Raw genomic sequence first — 16,273 nt, forward strand, 5'->3', positions numbered from 1 at the left:
AGACGTGCTGGCCGCCATTGATGTGGATTTCGGCGCCGTTCACATAGCTCGACTGATCCGTGCACAGAAAATAGATCGTCTTCGCCACTTCCTCCGGCGTACCGAGACGGCGCATCGGAATTTCGGCGACGATCTTTTCCGTTCCGGGCGAGAGAATGGCGGTGTCGATCTCACCCGGCGCGATCGCATTGACGCGAATGCCGAGGCGGCCGAAATCCGACGCCATTTCGCGCGTCAGCGCGGCGAGCGCCGCCTTCGAGGTCGCGTAGGCCGAACCCGCGAAGGGGTGAACGCGCACGCCCGCGATCGAGGTCACGTTGACGACGGAGCCCTGCGCCTTCTTCAGTTCCTCGACGAGGCCGCGCGCGAGCATGACCGGCGCGAAGAAATTGACCTGGAAGACCTGCTGCCAGACATCCGTGCTCGTGTCGAAGACGTTGAGGCGCGCGCCGCCCGGCCCCTTCGGCGAGATGGCCGCATTGTTGACAAGGGCATTGAGCCTGCTTCCCTGCGCCCTCAGCCGCTCGCGCATGACGGCGATGGCCTCTTCCGTGTTCCTCGGATCGGCGAGATCAACCTGGATATGGTCTTCGGGGCCCATCTCCCAGGGGCAGTCCTCGGGGAACGGATGGCGCGAACAGGTGATGACCCGCCAGCCCGCGCTCGAGAAGCGCTTGACCGTGGCGTGCCCTATGCCCCGGCTAGCGCCAGTGAGGATCAGGGTCTTGCGTTCTTCATTGGGGATCGTGTTCATGCCAAGCAATCTAGACGATGCGCCCGCGCCGCGCCAGCGAGGGCGCTAGCCCGCATCTCGCGGCCCTTTGCCGCCATGGAGCGCCTCGGCGAGCATGTCCTCGACCCCGCGCCTTGCGTCGAGCGCCCGCCAGCGCATGTGGCCGAGATCATAGCCAAGCTGGCGGCGCAGCACGGCGACATCGGCATCGGAAGGATCGCGCGCCTCTGTCGAGCGGGCCGCGACGCGCGCCTCGAGTACATCCGCCGGCGCATCGAGCCACAAGCCCTCGAAGGCCGCTCCCGCCCCGGCGGCGATGCGCTCCGCCTGCATGCGCTCCTCCTCGCGGGCGAATACCGCGTCGAAAACGACCGGGAAGCCCGCGGCGAGCGCACGCGCGCCGAGCGTCATCATCTCGTCATAGACGCGCGCGCCGACATCGGGCGCATATGCCTCCTTCGGCAGGCGGTCGAGCGGAGCGACATTGAAGAGCCGCTTGCGGATCACGTCGGAGCGCAGATGGATCGCGCCAATGAGGCCGAAACGCGGCGCGAGCGCCTTTGCGAGCGTCGACTTGCCGGTGCCGGAAAGCCCTCCCACCGCCACCACGCGGGGCGGCATGTCGCCGAGCGCCGCACGCGCGAAATCGAGATAGGCGCATGCATGGGCGCGCTTTTCCTCCGTATCCGCGACCACGGCCGTCACCTTGGCGCGAATGGCTGCCCGCGTCGAAATGAAGAGCGGCATCAGCGCGAGGCCGTCGATCATGTCGGCCACGCTCCCCTGAGCCACATGATCGAAATAGACGTTGAGCGCCCGATTGGCGAAACCCGCGAGGCGCGCATGCCCATTTTCGCGCAGGCGCAGATCCATCAGCAGAAAAGCGAGGTCATAGAGAATGTCGATGCAGGCGATTTCGTCGCTGAATTCGACGCAATCGAAAATCACCGGCCGACCATCGATGAGCGTCACATTGCCGAGATGCAGATCGCCATGGCAATGCCGCACGAAGCCCAGCGCTTGGCGTCGATCGAGTAGCGGCGAGAGCCGCGCGATCGCCCGGTCGCTCGCCTCGCGAAGAGCGTCGAGATCGGAGGACGCGAAGACCCGCCCCTCATTGTCGGCGAGGTTGAGATCGTTTCCCTCGACGATATGGGCGAAGGCGGATGCGCCGCCGAAATCGCGCCTGACCTCCGCCTCGCGGTGAAAGCGCTCGATATCGGCGGCCAGCATTTCGACTTCTTCGCGTGTGAGGCGGCCTTCATCCGCCATTCGCGCGAAAAGTCCCTCCGCCGGAAAACGCCGCATTTCAACGAGCCATTCGACGATCTCGCCATCGGCGCCGCCAAGCGCAAGCCCGCCCGCAAGGCGCCGCACCGGCACGACGCCGAGATAGATCCCGGGCGCGGTACGCCGGTTGAGCGCCACTTCGCGCTCGCAGGCGATGCGGCGCTTTTCGAGCGTGGTGAAATCGAGAAAGCCGTAATCGACGGGCTTTTTCAGCTTGTAAACGCGATCGCCGGCAAGAAAGACGAGCGAGGCATGCGTCTCGATCCGTTCGACGCCCGCATGGGACGGGAGGCCGTAGGTCGCCGGCCGGAGGAGCAGATTTTCGACATCGCGATCGACCAACCTGCCCCGCCCTTCAGACGCGCTGGAGCCGCGTCAGTTCTTCAAGACCTGCCGGGTCCTGATGAATGATGACTTCCGCATCGGGGAAGGCTTCCAGTATGCGCGCCTCGACATCGTCGGAAATCCGGTGGGCGCTAAGCAGCGAGATCGCGCTGTCGAGTTCCAGATGAAACTGGATGAAGGTCCGCACGCCCGAGGCGCGGGTTCTCAGATCATGAATGTTGATTGCATCCGGGTGGGAGAGCGCAATGGCCTTGATCCGCTCGCGCTCGGTTTCGGAAAGCTCGCGATCCATGAGCTGATGATAGGCGGTGAGAACGATCTGCGTCGCGGAGTAGCCGATCAGCAAGGCGATGCAGAGGCCGAAGGCGGCGTCGGCCCAATGTATGCCGAAATAGCCCGACAGGATGAGAGCGGCGACGACGGCGAGATTCATGAAGAGGTCGCCGCGATAATGGATCGAATCCGCCTCGATGGCGAGCGAACGGGTGCGCGCGACGACATGGCGCTGGAAGGCGACGAGCGCCAGCGTGATGAAGATCGCCACGACAGTCACGACGATGCCCGCGAGGGAATGCTCGACCGGCACGGGATTTATGAAACGCGAGATCGCCTCGAAGATGATGTAGCCGGCGGAGGCGAAAATGAAGATCGACTGGCCGAGCCCCGCCAGCGCCTCCGCCTTGCCATGGCCGAAGCGATGCGCGTCATCGGCGGGCGTCAGCGCGTGGCGAACGGCGATGAGATTGATGAGCGAGGCCGCGCCATCGAGAAGCGAATCGAACAACGTGCCCAGCATCGCCACCGATCCGGTGATGTAGACGGCGATGCTCTTCATCAGGATGAGCGTGATGGCTGTCGCGACCGCCGCATAGGTCGCAAGGCGCATCAACCGCGCATTCTGGTTCTGCTCCATATCTTCCTACACCTCACGGAAAAAGCTTCGAAGTGCGCCACTCGCCATCCGGCGTGTCGCGCTCGTAGATGAGACGGTCGTGCAGCCGGAACGGGCGGTCGCGCCAGAACTCGATCCGCAGCGGCGCGATGCGAAAGCCGGACCAGTGCGGCGGGCGGGGTACCTTGCCAAGACCGAACTTCGCGGCATAGCGCGTAACCTCGCGCTCGAGCTCGAACCGCGTTTCGAGCGGACGGGACTGGCGCGACGCCCAGGCGCCGATCTGGCTGTCGCGGTGGCGGGAGGCGAAATAGATGTCCGCCTCCTCCGCGCTGACGGGGCTCACGGGCCCGCGGACGCGCACCTGTCGCCTGAGCGACTTCCAGTGGAAGCAAAGCGCCGCGCGCGGATTTTCCGCCAGTTCACGGCCCTTCACGCTTTCGAGATTCGTGTAGAAGACGAACCCCCTCTCATCCGCCCCCTTGAGCAGCACCATTCTCACATCGGGAAAACCCGAGGCATCAGCCGTGGCGAGCGCGACGCCGTTCGGATCGTTCAATTCGCTGGCTTTCGCCAATTCGAGCCATTCATGAAAAAGGCGAAACGGATCTCCTGAAGCGGCCCATTGGGCGACTTCGTCCTTTTCCTTGGATTCAGGGTGATCGGTCACGCAAAGCTCCGGGGAATCTGACTAATCGGTATCAATCGCAGGCGTTGCCAGCCGCCTTCGTTTCCCGCCACAATCGAGTCCTATATAATGGCTCGGCTGGGGTTTGTCCTGCCCGGTTCCAGGGGGCGGCCGGCGCAGACGTAAAAACAGGGTCGATCAAGATGAAATTGTTCAAAGCTTTGGCAATCGGCGTTCTCGCATTTTCACTGGTCGGGTGCCAGCAAGGCATGGGCCCCAAGCAGGGTGTCGGCACGGTCGGCGGTGCGGTGCTGGGCGGCCTTGCGGGTTCGGCCGTCGGCAGCGGCACGGGCCGCCTCTGGGCGACCGGCGCAGGCGTGCTCCTCGGCGCGCTGGTCGGCAGCGAGATCGGCAAGTCGCTCGATCGCGCCGACCGTCAGTACATGGCGGAACGCACCCAATACGCGCTCGAAAGCGCGCCTTCGGGGCAGACGGTGGAATGGCGCAATCCGGATTCTGGCCATTACGGCACGGTCGTTCCGCAGCGCGCCTATCAGGATCAGGGCACCTATTGCCGTGAATATACGCAGACCGTGAATATCGGCGGCAAGACCGAGCGCGCCTATGGAACGGCCTGCCGCCAGCCTGACGGTTCCTGGCAGATCGTCAGCAACCAGTGAGCCGGACCTGGCGGGGATGACCCTTTTTCGATCCGGGTTCGTGCCCGCCCTGACCGGCCTTTGCCTGATCGCGCTGGCGGCCGCGCTCTCATTGGGCGCGGCGACAGCCGAAGCGGCGCCGGTGCGGACATTGCCCCAGCCCGGCGAGGCCGTGCCGCCGCCAAGCGAGCGTTTCAACGAAGGCGTCGCCGCCTATGAGAGCGGCGACTATTCCCGCGCCTTCGAGATATGGCTTCCGCTCGCGCAAGGTGGCGATCTCGCGGCGATGCGCAATGTCGGCCTCCTGCTCCGCAAGGGGCTCGGCACGAAGCGCGATCCGGCGCGCGCCCTCTGGTTTTATGAGGAGGCCGGACAAAAGGGCTTCGGGCTTGCGCAGCTCAACGCCGCTTTCATGCATCTCAATGGCGACGGCGTGCCGAGGAACCTTGAGGCGGCAGCATTCTGGTTCCATGCGGCCGCCCTATCGGGCAATCCGATCGCGCAATATAATCTCGCGGTGATGTATGAGCGCGGCTCCGGCGTCGACAAGGATATAGCGCGCGCGCTCGGCTGGTATGCGCTCGCGGCCCGCTCCGGCAGCGAACTCGCGCTCGACCGGCTTGGCGTGCTGGTGCCGAGCCTTGCCGGACCCAAGGCGCCGAAGCCCGCCGATGCGGTCGCCGAAAAGACGGCCCCTCCCCCGCCACCGGCTGAATTCGAGCAGCCCGCTGCCGAAACGCGGTGAGCCCGAGGCCATCGTCCGAACGGTTAACGAATTCGTATCGGCGTCGGCCTATCCTCGGCGTTCCGGCTTCAGGAGCGAGCGCTTGCGCGACCCTTACGAAATTCTCGGCCTTGCGCCCGATGCGGGCGCGGCGGAAATCAAAGCCGCCTATCGGCGGCTGGCGAAGACCTATCACCCCGACGCCCATGCGAAGGGGAACGATGCCCATGCGCAATCGCGATTCCAGGAAGTGACAGCCGCCTACAACCTCCTGAAGGATGCGGGCGCTCGTGCGCGCTTCGATCAGGAGCGTCAGCAGCAAGCACGAAGAGCGCGCAAGGAGCAGGCGGCCGGGCAAGGCTCATTCGAGGAAGCCCCCTTCTCGCGCACGGCCCACAAAACCGCACGGCGCTTTGAGAGCGATGCGGCGAGCGCGGAGCCGACGGGGACCAGGGAGGAAATCTTCGCGGAGCTTTTCGAGGGCATCCGCAGCGCCGGCAAGCGGGTGTTCCGCGCCCGCGGCGAGGACCGGACCTATCGCCTCGCCGTTTCCTTTCTCGAAGCCGCGTGTGGCGCGAGGAAGCGGGTGGCGCTCGCAAGCGGCAAGACGCTCGATGTGCAGATTCCCGCCGGCATCGAGGATGGCCGTCAGATCAGGCTGCGCGGACAGGGCGGCGAGGGGCACGGGGGCGCGGCCGCAGGCGACGCGCTCGTCACAGTTTCGGTCGAACCGCATCCGCAATTCGAGCGGCGCGGGCTCGATATTCTGCTGTGCTGCCCGGTTTCGCTTCCCGAAGCGGTGCTGGGCGCGAGAATCGAGGTGCCGACGATCCACGGGCCGGTGACGCTCTCGGTGCCCAAGGGCTCGAACAGCGGCACGCGGCTTCGCCTCAAGGGCAAGGGCATTACGCCCGAGGGCGCGGAGCCCGGCGACCAGTATGTGACGCTCGAACTCGTGCTACCCGAACCGCAGGACGACGCGCTTCGAGACTTTGCGGCCGGATGGGCGGCGGGGCTTGCCCACAAGCCGCGTCAGGAGCCATAGGCGCGGCGGGCGCAAGTTATTGACAATGCGGTGAAATCGGGCGCCGTGCTGGCTCATGTCCCGGCTTTTTGGTGGACCGTTACGGCCTATTGTGTAGGATGCGCGCGACTTTAGAGGCTAAAGCGAACGAGACGAGGACGCGATGAGCGACGCCATCACCGAGACACAATCCGCCAGAACCGGCGGTGGCCTGATGGCCGGAAAGCGGGGCCTCATCATGGGCGTCGCCAACAACCGCTCGATCGCCTGGGGCATCGCCAAGGCCTGCGCCGATCAGGGCGCCGAAATCGCCTTCACCTATCAGGGCGAGGCGCTGCAGAAGCGCGTCGTGCCGCTCGCCGAGTCGGTGGGCTCCAGGCACATCCTGCCCTGCGACGTCACCGATGCGGCGAGCATGGACGCCGTCTTCGAGACGCTGAAGCGCGACTGGGGCAAGATCGACTTCTTCGTCCACGCCATCGCCTATTCCAACAAGGAAGAACTCGACGGCCGCTATGTCGACACCACGCTCGACAATTTCACCGCGAGCATGGCGATCTCCTGCTACTCCTTCGTCGCGCTCTGCCAGCGCGCCGAGAAGCTGATGACGGATGGCGGCTCGATCGTGACGCTCACCTATTACGGCTCGGAGAAGGTGATCCCGCATTACAACGTCATGGGCGTGGCCAAGGCCGCGCTCGAGGCGAGCGTGCGCTATCTCGCCGTCGATCTCGGCCGCAACAATATCCGCGTCAACGCCGTCTCGGCCGGGCCAATCAAGACGCTCGCCGCTTCCGGCATCGGCGATTTCCGCTACATCCTGAAGTGGAACGAACTCAACTCGCCGCTGAAGCGCACGGTCACGATCGAGGAAGTGGGCAACACCGCGCTCTACCTCCTCTCCGATCTCGGCTCGGGCGTCACCGGCGAAGTGCATCATGTGGACGCGGGCTATCACGTCGTCGGCATGAAGGCCGAGGACGCACCCGACATCAGCATCGTCTGAAGGCTCCATGTCCTACAACACCTTCGGCACACTCTTCCGCGTCACCACCTGGGGCGAAAGCCACGGGCCGGCGCTCGGCTGCGTGGTCGACGGGACGCCGCCGCGCATTCCGCTGAAGGCGGAGGACATCCAGTTCTATCTCGACCGCCGCAAGCCCGGCCAGTCGCGCTTCACGACGCAGCGCCGCGAGCCTGACGAGGTGAAGATCCTCTCCGGCACGTTTCAGGACGACGAGACGGGCGGCGAGGTGACGACCGGCACGCCGATCTCGCTCATGATCGAGAATGTCGATCAGCGCTCCAAGGACTATGGCGACATCAGGGACAAGTTCCGTCCCGGCCATGCCGACTTCACCTATATGGCGAAATACGGCATCCGCGACTATCGCGGCGGCGGGCGCTCATCGGCCCGCGAAACGGCGGCGCGCGTCGCGGCGGGCGCCATCGCGCGGAAAATCCTCAGCGGTGTGACGATCCGCGGCGCGCTGGTGCAGATGGGTCCGCACAAGATCGACCGCACCAACTGGAACTGGGACGAGACGGAGAACAATCCCTTCTGGTGCCCCGACGCGAAGGCGGCGGCCAACTGGGAAGACTATCTCGACGGCGTGCGCAAGGCAGGCTCGTCCTGCGGCGCCGTGATCGAGATCGTCGCCTCCGGCGTACCGGCAGGGCTCGGCGCGCCCATCTATGGCAAGCTCGACGCCGAGCTTGCGGCGGCGCTCATGAGCATCAACGCCGTGAAGGGCGTCGAGATCGGCGACGGTTTCGCCTCGGCCGCGCTGTCGGGCGAGGAAAACGCCGATGAAATCCGCATCGGCAATGAGGGCCCCTATTTCACATCGAACCATGCGGGCGGCATTCTGGGCGGCATTTCGTCGGGCCAGGATATCGTCGCGCGCTTCGCGGTGAAGCCCACTTCCTCGATCCTCCAGCCCCGCAGGACGATCACGAAGGCGGGCGAGGAAACCGAGATCGTGACCAAGGGCCGCCACGACCCCTGCGTCGGCATCCGCGCCGTTCCCGTGGGCGAGGCGATGGTCGCCTGCGTGCTCGCCGACCATCTGCTGCGCCATCGCGGCCAGATCGGCTAAGGGCGCTCAAAGTCGGGCGGGATCGAAACTGTCCGCCCGCGCCATGCGCCAGCTCTCGCGGAAGAACTCGCTTCCCGCCTCGCTATCGAGCAACTCTCCCGGCCGCGCGAAATAGTGGATCTGCGAGAAGAGCCTGATCTCGGTGTTGCTGGTGCGGCGGGCAAGATGATGCGGCCCGAGCTGGTCCGGATGCTCGAGCCCCGCCGAAGCGAGAATTTCCGCCAGCGCCCGAACCGTGTTGCGGTGATAGTTGAAGACGCGCTCGGCCTTGTCCGGCACATAGAGCGCGCGCTGGCGCAGCGGGTCCTGCGTCGCGACGCCCGTCGGGCAGCGATTTGTGTGGCAGCTTCGCGACTGAATGCAGCCGATGGCGAACATGAAGGCGCGCGCGGCATTGACCCAGTCGGCGCCGATCGCAAGCGTGCTCGCCACATCGAAGGCGCTCACCACCTTGCCGGCCGCGCCGATCTTGATGCGGTCGCGCAAGCCCGCGCCGACGAGCACGTTGTGAACGAAGAGCAGCCCCTCGCGCATCGGCACGCCGATATGATCGGTGAATTCGACGGGCGCTGCCCCCGTTCCGCCCTCGGCGCCGTCCACCACGATGAAATCGGGAAGGATGCCGGTTTCGAGCATTGCCTTGACGATCCCCATGAACTCCCATGGATGACCGAGGCAGAGCTTGAAGCCGACGGGCTTGCCGCCTGAAAGCTCGCGCAGGCGGGCGATGAACTGCATCATCTCAACCGGCGTCGAGAAAGCGGAATGGCGCGCGGGCGACACGCATTCCTTGCCCTCCTCGACGCCGCGCGTCAGCGCGATTTCGGCCGAGACCTTGCCCTTGGGCAGGATGCCGCCATGGCCGGGCTTCGCGCCCTGGCTGATCTTGATCTCGATCATCTTCACTTGCGGGGATTGCGCCTCGCGCGCGAACCGCTCGGGGTCGAACTGACCGTTCCGCGTGCGGCAGCCGAAATAGCCGCTGCCGATTTCCCAGATGAGATCGCCGCCATATTCGCGGTGATAGGGGCTGATGCCGCCTTCGCCCGTGTCATGCGCGAAGCCGCCCATCTTCGCGCCCTTGTTGAGCGCGCGAATGGCATTGGCGCTCAAGGCGCCGAAGCTCATCGCCGAAATATTGAAGACCGAGGCCGAATAGGGCTCTGTGCATTGCGGCCCGCCGATGGTGATGCGGAAGCGCGCCGGATCGACGTTGAGCGCGGGACGCGAGGAATGGCCGATGAATTCATAGCCATTGCCGTAGACGTCGAGGAGCGTGCCGAAGGGGCTTTCGCTCACCGTATCCTTCGCGCGCTGATAGACGAGCGAGCGCTGCGCGCGCGAATAGGGCAGCTTGTCGTCATCGCCTTCGAGAAGATACTGGCGGATCTCCGGCCTGATCTCTTCCACGAGGTAACGGATATTGCCGATGACGGGATAGTTGCGCCGGACCGCGTGCCGCCGCTGCGCGAGATCGTAAATGCCAAGAAGCGAGAGCGCGCCCGCCAGAAGCGTCAGCGGCCAGAGCCACCCCGCCGAGGGAAGAAACGGCAATGTCAGCAGCGTGATGAATATGCAGAGACCGAAAACCGTGTAGCGCGCCAAGAGACTTCCGAGTGTCATCAGCCGCTCCCCTTGCTGAAGCACATGACCTTCGAGAGAAAGGCCCGTTCCACGCTCTCGAGCGCCAGCCCCTCGCGCGCGAACAGCGCCGAAAAATCCTCCGCCAGATAAGAACTGAAATAGGGCTCGTGAAATCCGATGGGGAAGAATTCGAGAAGTCCGTCATAGTCGGGCCGGTCGCCCGTCTGCAACGCATCGACGATGATGGCGACGCCGCCGGGCTTCAGCACCCGCGCGATCTCGCGCGCGACAACGGGCCGGATGGCGGGCGGCAATTCGTGAAGGAGATAGATGCAGGTGACGGCGTCCTGCGATGCCGCAGCGAGCGGCATGGCTTCGGCATTGGCTTCCACGATGGATGCCGACCGTCGCCGCCCGAGCCGCTTGCGCGCCTCCGCCGCATAGGCGGGCGAGAGATCGAGGCCCGTCACATTGAGGCGGGGATAGTTCGCCGCCACCTCTTCGAGAAAGCGGCCCGTGCTGCAAGCGACATCGAGCAGACGAAGCTCGCGCTGGTCGCGGCCCTTGAAGTGGTCAGCGAGCGGCACCAGCGCCTGCCTGCGCATCGCATCGGCCGTGCCGGAAAAGAGCACCTCGACCTGCGTGTCGTAGAGCCTCGCCGATTCCTCGGAAAACCAGCCGCCGGTCTGATAGTGGAAATTCTGGAGGTAGTAGCGCGGATAGCGGCGGCGCAATTCCTCGGTGAGAACTTCCGCGTGTCGGCGCGAGAGACGGCGCTCATCGACCTTGCGCGCGTCCCTGAAGAAGTGGCGGCTCGCCGCGATCGCTCTCGACGGCGGAAGCAACCCCTCCGGTGCGCGATAGAGCCCGGCCTCGATGTTCCGCCAGTCGCGCTCGAAGAGATCGCGCATGCCGGCCGCGATGGCGCGCCAGCCCGGCACCCTGCCCTTGACCGAAACCGGCGCCTCGCCCGGCGGCACGAGCGGCCCGCGCATGCGGCTCAGCGCGAGATAGTGGCTCGCATACCAGGCGACCCGCGCACCCTGACCGACGCCATAGCCGATGAGCGAAAGCGGGCCCGCCATGTCTTCACTCCCTTCGGAACAGACCGACGAGTTCAATATGGGGCGACCAGAGGAATTGGTCCACCGGCGTTACACGCAAAAGCCTGTAACCGCCATCGACGAGGAGGCGCGCATCCCGCGCGAAAGTGGCCGGATTGCAGGAGACGGCGACAATGAGCGGCACGGAGGAACGCGCGAGCATTTCCACCTGCGCTGCCGCGCCCGCCCGCGGCGGATCGAAGACGACGGCGTCGATCTTTTCGAGGTCGGAGGGAAGCATCGGGCGGCGGAAAAGATCGCGGGTGAGAAGCTCGACCGGCTTGAGGCCGAGCGCTGGCCCCTGCGCGCGCAGGGCGCGATCGAGCGCCGCGAGCTGCGGCTTCTCGCCTTCGACGGCGAGAACGGCAGCCCGCCTTGCAAGCGCGGCGGTGAACGTGCCGCAACCGGCGAAGAGATCGGCAACGCGCTTTGCCCCACCCACCGCTTCGAGAACGAAGCGGACAAGCGCCGCCTCGCCTTCCGCCGTCGCCTGAAGGAATGCGCCGGGCGGCGGTGATACGCGAAGACCGGAAAGCGTCACCTGGGGCGCGCGGCGCTCGGCAATGAGTTCGCCATTCCAGGCAAGACGCGCAAGGTCGATGGCGGTGGCGCGCCGGGCAAGCTGGGCGCGAAGCGGGCCATCGATCTCCTTGCCGCCCGAGACGGCGACATCGAGACCCGTTTCCGTCGCGGTGACGGCGAGCGCGGCGCGACCCTTGCGCGACAGGCCGGGCTCGACGAGATGCGCGAGCCCTTCAAGCGCGCGCTCGATCTCCGGCACCACGAGCGGGCATTCCGCAATGGCGACGATGGTGTGGCTGGCGCGGCCGTAATAGCCGATGGTCACGCCCTTTTTCGTCCGCGTCGCAGCGAGCGTCGCGCGGCGGCGGCTCCGCGGCACGGCGGGCACGAGCGGATCGACGTCGATCCCGAGCCCGCGCGCGGAGAGCGCAGCCGCGACCTGCTCACGCTTCCAGTTGCGGTAGGTGGCCGCCTCGATGTGCTGAAGCGCACAGCCGCCGCAAGTGCCGAAATGCCTGCATGGGGGCGAGGCGCGCTCCGGCGCGGGCGTGAGGACGCTTAGGAGTTCGGCGCGTCCCTCGCCAATGTTGCGCACTCGCACGCGCTCGCCGGGGAGCGCGAAGGGCACGAAGATGGCGCCGTCAGGCGTTTCCGCGATCCCGTCGCCCAGATGCCCGAGCGCGCCAATGACGACCTCGGCTTCGCCCGCCGCGTCCCTGCCGGTTTCAGCCATGCGCATGTTCCTCAAAGGTTGCGGCGACGAGAAATTCCCTGTTGCCGTCGCCGCCGGCGATGGGGCTCTCCGTCACGCCGATGACGCGCCAGCCCGGCATCGCGGCGAGCCAGGCTGAAACATCCGCGCAGACTTCGGCGTGAAGCGCCGCATCGCGGACGATTCCGCCTTTTCCGACCCTGGCCGGGCCGACCTCGAATTGCGGCTTGATGAGCGCGATGAGCCGCGCGCCGGGCGCCGCCAGCGCGAGCGCCGCGGGAAGCGCCTTTTTGAGGCTGATGAAGCTCACATCGCAAACGATGAGCTGGACCGGATGCGAAAGATGCGCGGGGAGCAACTCCTTCGCATTGAGATTTTCGAGCGAGGTCACGCGAGGATCGGCGGCAAGCTCGGCCGCAAGCTGGCTGTGGCCGACATCGACCGCGGTGACGTGGCGAGCGCCGCGTTCCAGAAGCACCTGGGTGAAGCCGCCCGTCGATGCGCCGATATCGAGGCAGTAAAGCCCGGCCGGGTCGATGGCGAAGCTGTCGAGCGCATGGGCGAGCTTCAGCGCGCCGCGCGAGACATAGAGATGCGCGTGGGGATCGACCTCGATCTCCGCATGCATGCCCACCGCTTGCGACGCCTTGACGGCAGGCTTTCCATCGACATGCACGAGATTACCCAGAATGGCGGCGCGCGCCCTCGCACGGGACTGGAACAATCCGCGCTCGACCAGAAGCTGATCGAGGCGCATGCGTGCTTCCGGCATGATGCTGCGGTCAGGCGGGCGTGGGCGCCGCCTGCACGCCGAGCGCGGCAAGCTCGCCGATTTCGCTCTGCCGTCCGAGCGCGGAAAGCGTGGCTTCCACGATCGAGGCCGCATTGAGGCCCGCGATCTCGTTCATCTTCTCCGGCTTGTCCTGATCGATGAAGCAATCCGGGAAGGCGAGAGGTCGGATTCGCAGGCCGTGGTCGAGCGCGCCGGAGCGGGCGAGGAAATCGAGGACATGCGAGGCGAAGCCGCCGATCGAACCTTCCTCTACGGTGATGAGCACCTCATGCTCGCGGGCGAGCCGCGCGACAAGTTCTTCATCGAGAGGCTTTGCGAAACGCGCATCGGCAACCGTGGTCGAAAGGCCGAGCGCGGCAAGCTGGTCGGCAGCCTTCAGCGCTTCGGCAAGGCGCGTTCCAAGCGAGAGGATTGCGACTTTCGTTCCTTCGCGGATGATGCGGCCCTTGCCGATTTCGAGCGGCGTTCCGATGGCGGGCAATTCGACGCCGACCCCTTCGCCGCGCGGATAGCGGAAGGCTGAAGGCCGGTCGTCGATCTCGACGGCCGTGGCGACCATGTGGCGGAGTTCCGCTTCATCGGCAGCCGCCATGACGACGAAATCCGGCAGGCAGGACAGATAGGTGATGTCGAAGGAACCGGCATGTGTCGGCCCGTCCGCGCCAACGAGCCCGGCGCGGTCGATGGCGAAGCGCACGGGAAGGTGCTGGATCGCTACATCATGCACGACCTGATCGTAGGCGCGCTGGAGGAAGGTCGAGTAGATGGCGCAGAAGGGCTTGTAGCCTTCGGTCGCAAGTCCGGCCGCGAAGGTCACGGCATGCTGCTCGGCGATGCCGACATCGAACGTCCGGTCGGGGAAGCGGCTGCCGAAGAGATCGAGCCCGGTGCCCGAGGGCATGGCCGCCGTGATGGCGACGATCTTGTCGTCCTTCTCCGCATGGGCGACGAGGCTCTCGGCGAAAACCTTGGTGTAGGACGGCGCGTTCGACACCGCCTTCGCCTGCGCGCCGGTGATGACGTCGAATTTGGAGACGCCGTGATATTTGTCTTCAGCCGCTTCGGCGGGCGCGTAGCCCTTGCCCTTCTGCGTCACCACATGGACGAGGATCGGTCCCTCGCCCGCATCGCGCACATTCTTGAGCACGGGCAGCAGGTGATCGAGATTGTGGCCGTCGATCGGGCCGACGTAGAAAAGGCCCAGCTCCTCGAAGAGCGTGCCGCCGGTGGCGAGCCCGCGCGCAAATTCCTCGGCGCGGCGCGCGCGCTTCTCGATGCTCTTGGGGAACATCTGCGCGATCTCCTTGGCGAGATTGCGCATGGAGCGATAGGTGCTGCCGGAAATGAGGCGCGCGAGATAGGCGCTCATGCCGCCGACGGGCGGCGCAATCGACATGTCGTTGTCGTTGAGGATGATGATGAGCCGGCTGTCCATGGAGCCGGCATTGTTCATCGCCTCATAGGCCATGCCGGCCGACATGGCGCCGTCGCCGATGACTGCGATGACGTTGTTCTTGCCGCCCTTCAGATCGCGGGCCACCGCCATGCCGAGTCCAGCGGAAATCGAGGTCGAGGAATGAGCGGCGCCGAAGGGATCGTATTCGCTCTCGGCGCGCTTGGTGAAGCCCGACAGACCCCCGGCCATGCGGAGCGTGCGGATGCGGTCGCGACGGCCGGTGAGAATCTTGTGCGGATAGGCCTGATGGCCGACATCCCAGATGAGGCGGTCATCCGGCGTGTTGAAGACGTAATGGAGCGCGACGGTCAGTTCGACCACGCCAAGCCCCGCGCCCAGATGCCCGCCCGTCACCGAGACGGCGTCGATCGTTTCGGCCCGCAGTTCATCCGCAAGCTGACGAAGATCGGATTCGGGCAGCGTTCGCACATCCGCAGGAGTGCGAATGCGATCTAGCAACGGGGTCACAAGTTTATTGCTCAAGACATACCTCGGCCGGAGCCGGTCATGGCCCGGACGCCCGGGCCTCAATTTCGGCGGTTTATAACGAAACGCGCGGCCTCGCGCAAAAGGTCGGCCTTTTCATCAAACAAATCAAGGTGTTGGATGGCCTGTTCGGAAAGCATTTCGGCCTGGGCGCGGGCACGCTCTGCGCCGAGGATGGACACGAAGGTCGCCTTTCCGGCCTCGGCATCCTTGCCGGTGGCCTTGCCGACCACAGCCGCCTCGCCCTCGGCATCGAGAAGGTCGTCGGCAATCTGATAGGCGAGCCCCATATTGTGTGCGTAGGCATGAAGGGCGTGGTGCGCCTCCTCCGAGGCACGGCCGAGCACGGCGCCCGCCTCGCAGGAAAAGGCGATGAGAGCCCCGGTTTTCAGCCGCTGGAGCCTCGTGATGGAGCCGATATCGAGCGCCACCCCTTCGCTGGCGAGGTCGATCATCTGGCCGCCCACCATGCCCCGGCCGCCCGCCGCCTCGGCGAGACGGCGGACAAGCTCGACGCGAACGCGGGCGCGCTCATGCGTGTCGGGATCGGCCAGAAGCTCGAAGGCGAGCGTCAGCAGGGCATCGCCCGCGAGCACCGCCGTCGCCTCATCGAACTTGCGATGCACGGTCGGCTGCCCGCGCCTCAGATCGTCATCGTCCATGCAGGGCAGATCGTCATGGATGAGCGAATAGGTATGCACGCACTCGACCGCGGCGGCGGCCCGCAGCGCCGATTCCTCGCGCACATCGAAGAGCCGGGCGCTCTCGCAGACGAGAAAGGGACGAAAGCGCTTGCCGCCCGCAAAAACCGCATAGCGCATGGCATCGAAAAGGCGGGATTCGGGGCCTTCCGCCTGCGGCAGCAACGCCTTGAGCGCCGCCTCGACCTTCAGGTTCACGGCGGCGAGCGCTTCGTCGAACGTCCTCACGGGTCCGGTCATTCGACGTCCAGCGGTTCCGTGCCCGTGGGCTCGCCGCCGGCCGACAGAGTGATCTTCTCGACCTTGGCTTCGGCCGCCTTGAGGCGCGCTTCGCAATGCGCCTTGAGCCGGTTGCCGCGCTCGTAAAGCTCGATCGACTTCTCGAGTTCGACATTGCCCGATTCGAGCTGGCTCACGATCTTTTCGAGCTGGGCGAGCGCGTCCTCGAAGCTCAGCTTCTCGATATCGGCATTGGGCGTCGCCATGTGATTCTCCTTCAGATCAGGCCGCAGATCAGGCCGC

16 protein-coding genes are annotated in these 16,273 nt (G+C 65.7%); 5 read left to right on the top strand and 11 right to left on the bottom strand.

What is annotated here, in order from left to right; translation table 11 throughout:
• From PKA57_RS00905 to pdxH, 4 genes are all read right to left on the bottom strand, one after another.
• On the bottom strand, positions 1–754 hold a 754-nt coding region (locus PKA57_RS00905), incomplete at its 3' end, for an SDR family oxidoreductase (RefSeq protein ID WP_324297034.1).
• 45 nt (positions 755–799) lie between these two features.
• Positions 800–2,365, bottom strand: a complete 1,566-nt coding sequence (locus tag PKA57_RS00910) for an AAA family ATPase (protein ID WP_324297035.1) — start codon at positions 2,363–2,365, stop codon at positions 800–802.
• Between the two features lie 13 nt (positions 2,366–2,378).
• Entirely contained in the window at positions 2,379–3,281 is a 903-nt protein-coding gene (locus PKA57_RS00915) for a cation diffusion facilitator family transporter (RefSeq protein ID WP_324297036.1), read from the bottom strand.
• A gap of 13 nt (positions 3,282–3,294) precedes the next feature.
• Positions 3,295–3,930: a pyridoxamine 5'-phosphate oxidase gene (gene pdxH / locus PKA57_RS00920; protein WP_324297037.1), complete on the bottom strand. Its 636-nt coding sequence runs from the start codon at positions 3,928–3,930 to the stop codon at positions 3,295–3,297.
• A gap of 227 nt (positions 3,931–4,157) precedes the next feature.
• On the opposite strand from pdxH, the gene PKA57_RS00925 reads away from it, so the two are divergent.
• The 5 genes from PKA57_RS00925 to aroC all read left to right on the top strand — a co-directional run bounded on the left by PKA57_RS00925 (position 4,158) and on the right by aroC (position 8,394).
• On the top strand, positions 4,158–4,568 hold the full coding sequence (locus PKA57_RS00925; RefSeq protein ID WP_324297038.1) for an RT0821/Lpp0805 family surface protein: 411 nt from the start codon (positions 4,158–4,160) through the stop codon (positions 4,566–4,568).
• Between the two features lie 16 nt (positions 4,569–4,584).
• Entirely contained in the window at positions 4,585–5,292 is a 708-nt protein-coding gene (locus PKA57_RS00930) for a tetratricopeptide repeat protein (protein ID WP_324297039.1), read from the top strand.
• A gap of 82 nt (positions 5,293–5,374) precedes the next feature.
• Positions 5,375–6,316, top strand: a complete 942-nt coding sequence (locus PKA57_RS00935) for a DnaJ C-terminal domain-containing protein (protein WP_324297040.1) — start codon at positions 5,375–5,377, stop codon at positions 6,314–6,316.
• A gap of 142 nt (positions 6,317–6,458) precedes the next feature.
• Positions 6,459–7,301, top strand: a complete 843-nt coding sequence (fabI, locus tag PKA57_RS00940; protein ID WP_324297041.1) for an enoyl-ACP reductase FabI — start codon at positions 6,459–6,461, stop codon at positions 7,299–7,301.
• 7 nt (positions 7,302–7,308) lie between these two features.
• On the top strand, positions 7,309–8,394 hold the full coding sequence (gene aroC / locus PKA57_RS00945; protein ID WP_324297042.1) for a chorismate synthase: 1,086 nt from the start codon (positions 7,309–7,311) through the stop codon (positions 8,392–8,394).
• Positions 8,395–8,400: 6 nt separating this feature from the next.
• Here the strand turns inward: aroC and PKA57_RS00950 are convergent, their stop codons facing one another.
• From PKA57_RS00950 to PKA57_RS00980, 7 genes are read right to left on the bottom strand one after another with little or no spacing between them, the layout of a single operon-like run.
• Positions 8,401–10,017, bottom strand: coding sequence for an FMN-binding glutamate synthase family protein (locus tag PKA57_RS00950; RefSeq protein ID WP_324297043.1), 1,617 nt, complete (start codon positions 10,015–10,017; stop codon positions 8,401–8,403).
• The gene (locus PKA57_RS00955) at positions 10,017–11,063 is read right to left on the bottom strand and encodes a methyltransferase domain-containing protein (RefSeq protein WP_324297044.1); all 1,047 of its coding nucleotides are present in this window, start codon (positions 11,061–11,063) and stop codon (positions 10,017–10,019) included. The genes PKA57_RS00950 and PKA57_RS00955 overlap by 1 nt, the downstream gene beginning before the upstream one ends.
• 4 nt (positions 11,064–11,067) lie before the next feature.
• Positions 11,068–12,336, bottom strand: coding sequence for a class I SAM-dependent RNA methyltransferase (locus PKA57_RS00960; RefSeq protein ID WP_324297045.1), 1,269 nt, complete (start codon positions 12,334–12,336; stop codon positions 11,068–11,070).
• Complete coding sequence (locus PKA57_RS00965; RefSeq protein ID WP_324297046.1) at positions 12,329–13,072, bottom strand: TlyA family RNA methyltransferase; 744 nt, start codon at positions 13,070–13,072, stop codon at positions 12,329–12,331. The genes PKA57_RS00960 and PKA57_RS00965 overlap by 8 nt, the downstream gene beginning before the upstream one ends.
• 25 nt (positions 13,073–13,097) lie before the next feature.
• A complete protein-coding gene (gene dxs, locus PKA57_RS00970; RefSeq protein ID WP_324297047.1) occupies positions 13,098–15,047 on the bottom strand; it encodes a 1-deoxy-D-xylulose-5-phosphate synthase in 1,950 nt (649 codons plus the stop codon).
• A 44-nt stretch (positions 15,048–15,091) separates the two neighbouring features.
• Positions 15,092–15,991, bottom strand: a complete 900-nt coding sequence (locus tag PKA57_RS00975; protein WP_324297048.1) for a farnesyl diphosphate synthase — start codon at positions 15,989–15,991, stop codon at positions 15,092–15,094.
• Positions 15,988–16,236, bottom strand: coding sequence for an exodeoxyribonuclease VII small subunit (locus PKA57_RS00980; RefSeq protein ID WP_324297255.1), 249 nt, complete (start codon positions 16,234–16,236; stop codon positions 15,988–15,990). The genes PKA57_RS00975 and PKA57_RS00980 overlap by 4 nt, the downstream gene beginning before the upstream one ends.
• Positions 16,237–16,273 lie beyond the last annotated feature (37 nt).

Source organism: Parvibaculum sp., assembly GCF_035325945.1.
GTDB lineage: Bacteria > Pseudomonadota > Alphaproteobacteria > Parvibaculales > Parvibaculaceae > Parvibaculum.

Excerpts from the sequence above, each read along its gene's own strand:
- PKA57_RS00915 (WP_324297036.1), bottom strand. The coding sequence starts at position 3,281 with ATGGAGCAGAACCAGAATGCGCGGTTGATGCGCCTTGCGACCTATGCG.
- PKA57_RS00925 (WP_324297038.1), top strand. The coding sequence starts at position 4,158 with ATGGGCCCCAAGCAGGGTGTCGGCACGGTCGGCGGTGCGGTGCTGGGC.
- PKA57_RS00930 (WP_324297039.1), top strand. The coding sequence starts at position 4,585 with ATGACCCTTTTTCGATCCGGGTTCGTGCCCGCCCTGACCGGCCTTTGC.
- fabI (WP_324297041.1), top strand. The coding sequence starts at position 6,459 with ATGAGCGACGCCATCACCGAGACACAATCCGCCAGAACCGGCGGTGGC.
- aroC (WP_324297042.1), top strand. The coding sequence starts at position 7,309 with ATGTCCTACAACACCTTCGGCACACTCTTCCGCGTCACCACCTGGGGC.
- PKA57_RS00950 (WP_324297043.1), bottom strand. The coding sequence starts at position 10,017 with ATGACACTCGGAAGTCTCTTGGCGCGCTACACGGTTTTCGGTCTCTGC.
- PKA57_RS00955 (WP_324297044.1), bottom strand. The coding sequence starts at position 11,063 with ATGGCGGGCCCGCTTTCGCTCATCGGCTATGGCGTCGGTCAGGGTGCG.
- PKA57_RS00960 (WP_324297045.1), bottom strand. The coding sequence starts at position 12,336 with ATGGCTGAAACCGGCAGGGACGCGGCGGGCGAAGCCGAGGTCGTCATT.
- PKA57_RS00965 (WP_324297046.1), bottom strand. The coding sequence starts at position 13,072 with ATGCGCCTCGATCAGCTTCTGGTCGAGCGCGGATTGTTCCAGTCCCGT.
- PKA57_RS00975 (WP_324297048.1), bottom strand. The coding sequence starts at position 15,991 with ATGACCGGACCCGTGAGGACGTTCGACGAAGCGCTCGCCGCCGTGAAC.
- PKA57_RS00980 (WP_324297255.1), bottom strand. The coding sequence starts at position 16,236 with ATGGCGACGCCCAATGCCGATATCGAGAAGCTGAGCTTCGAGGACGCG.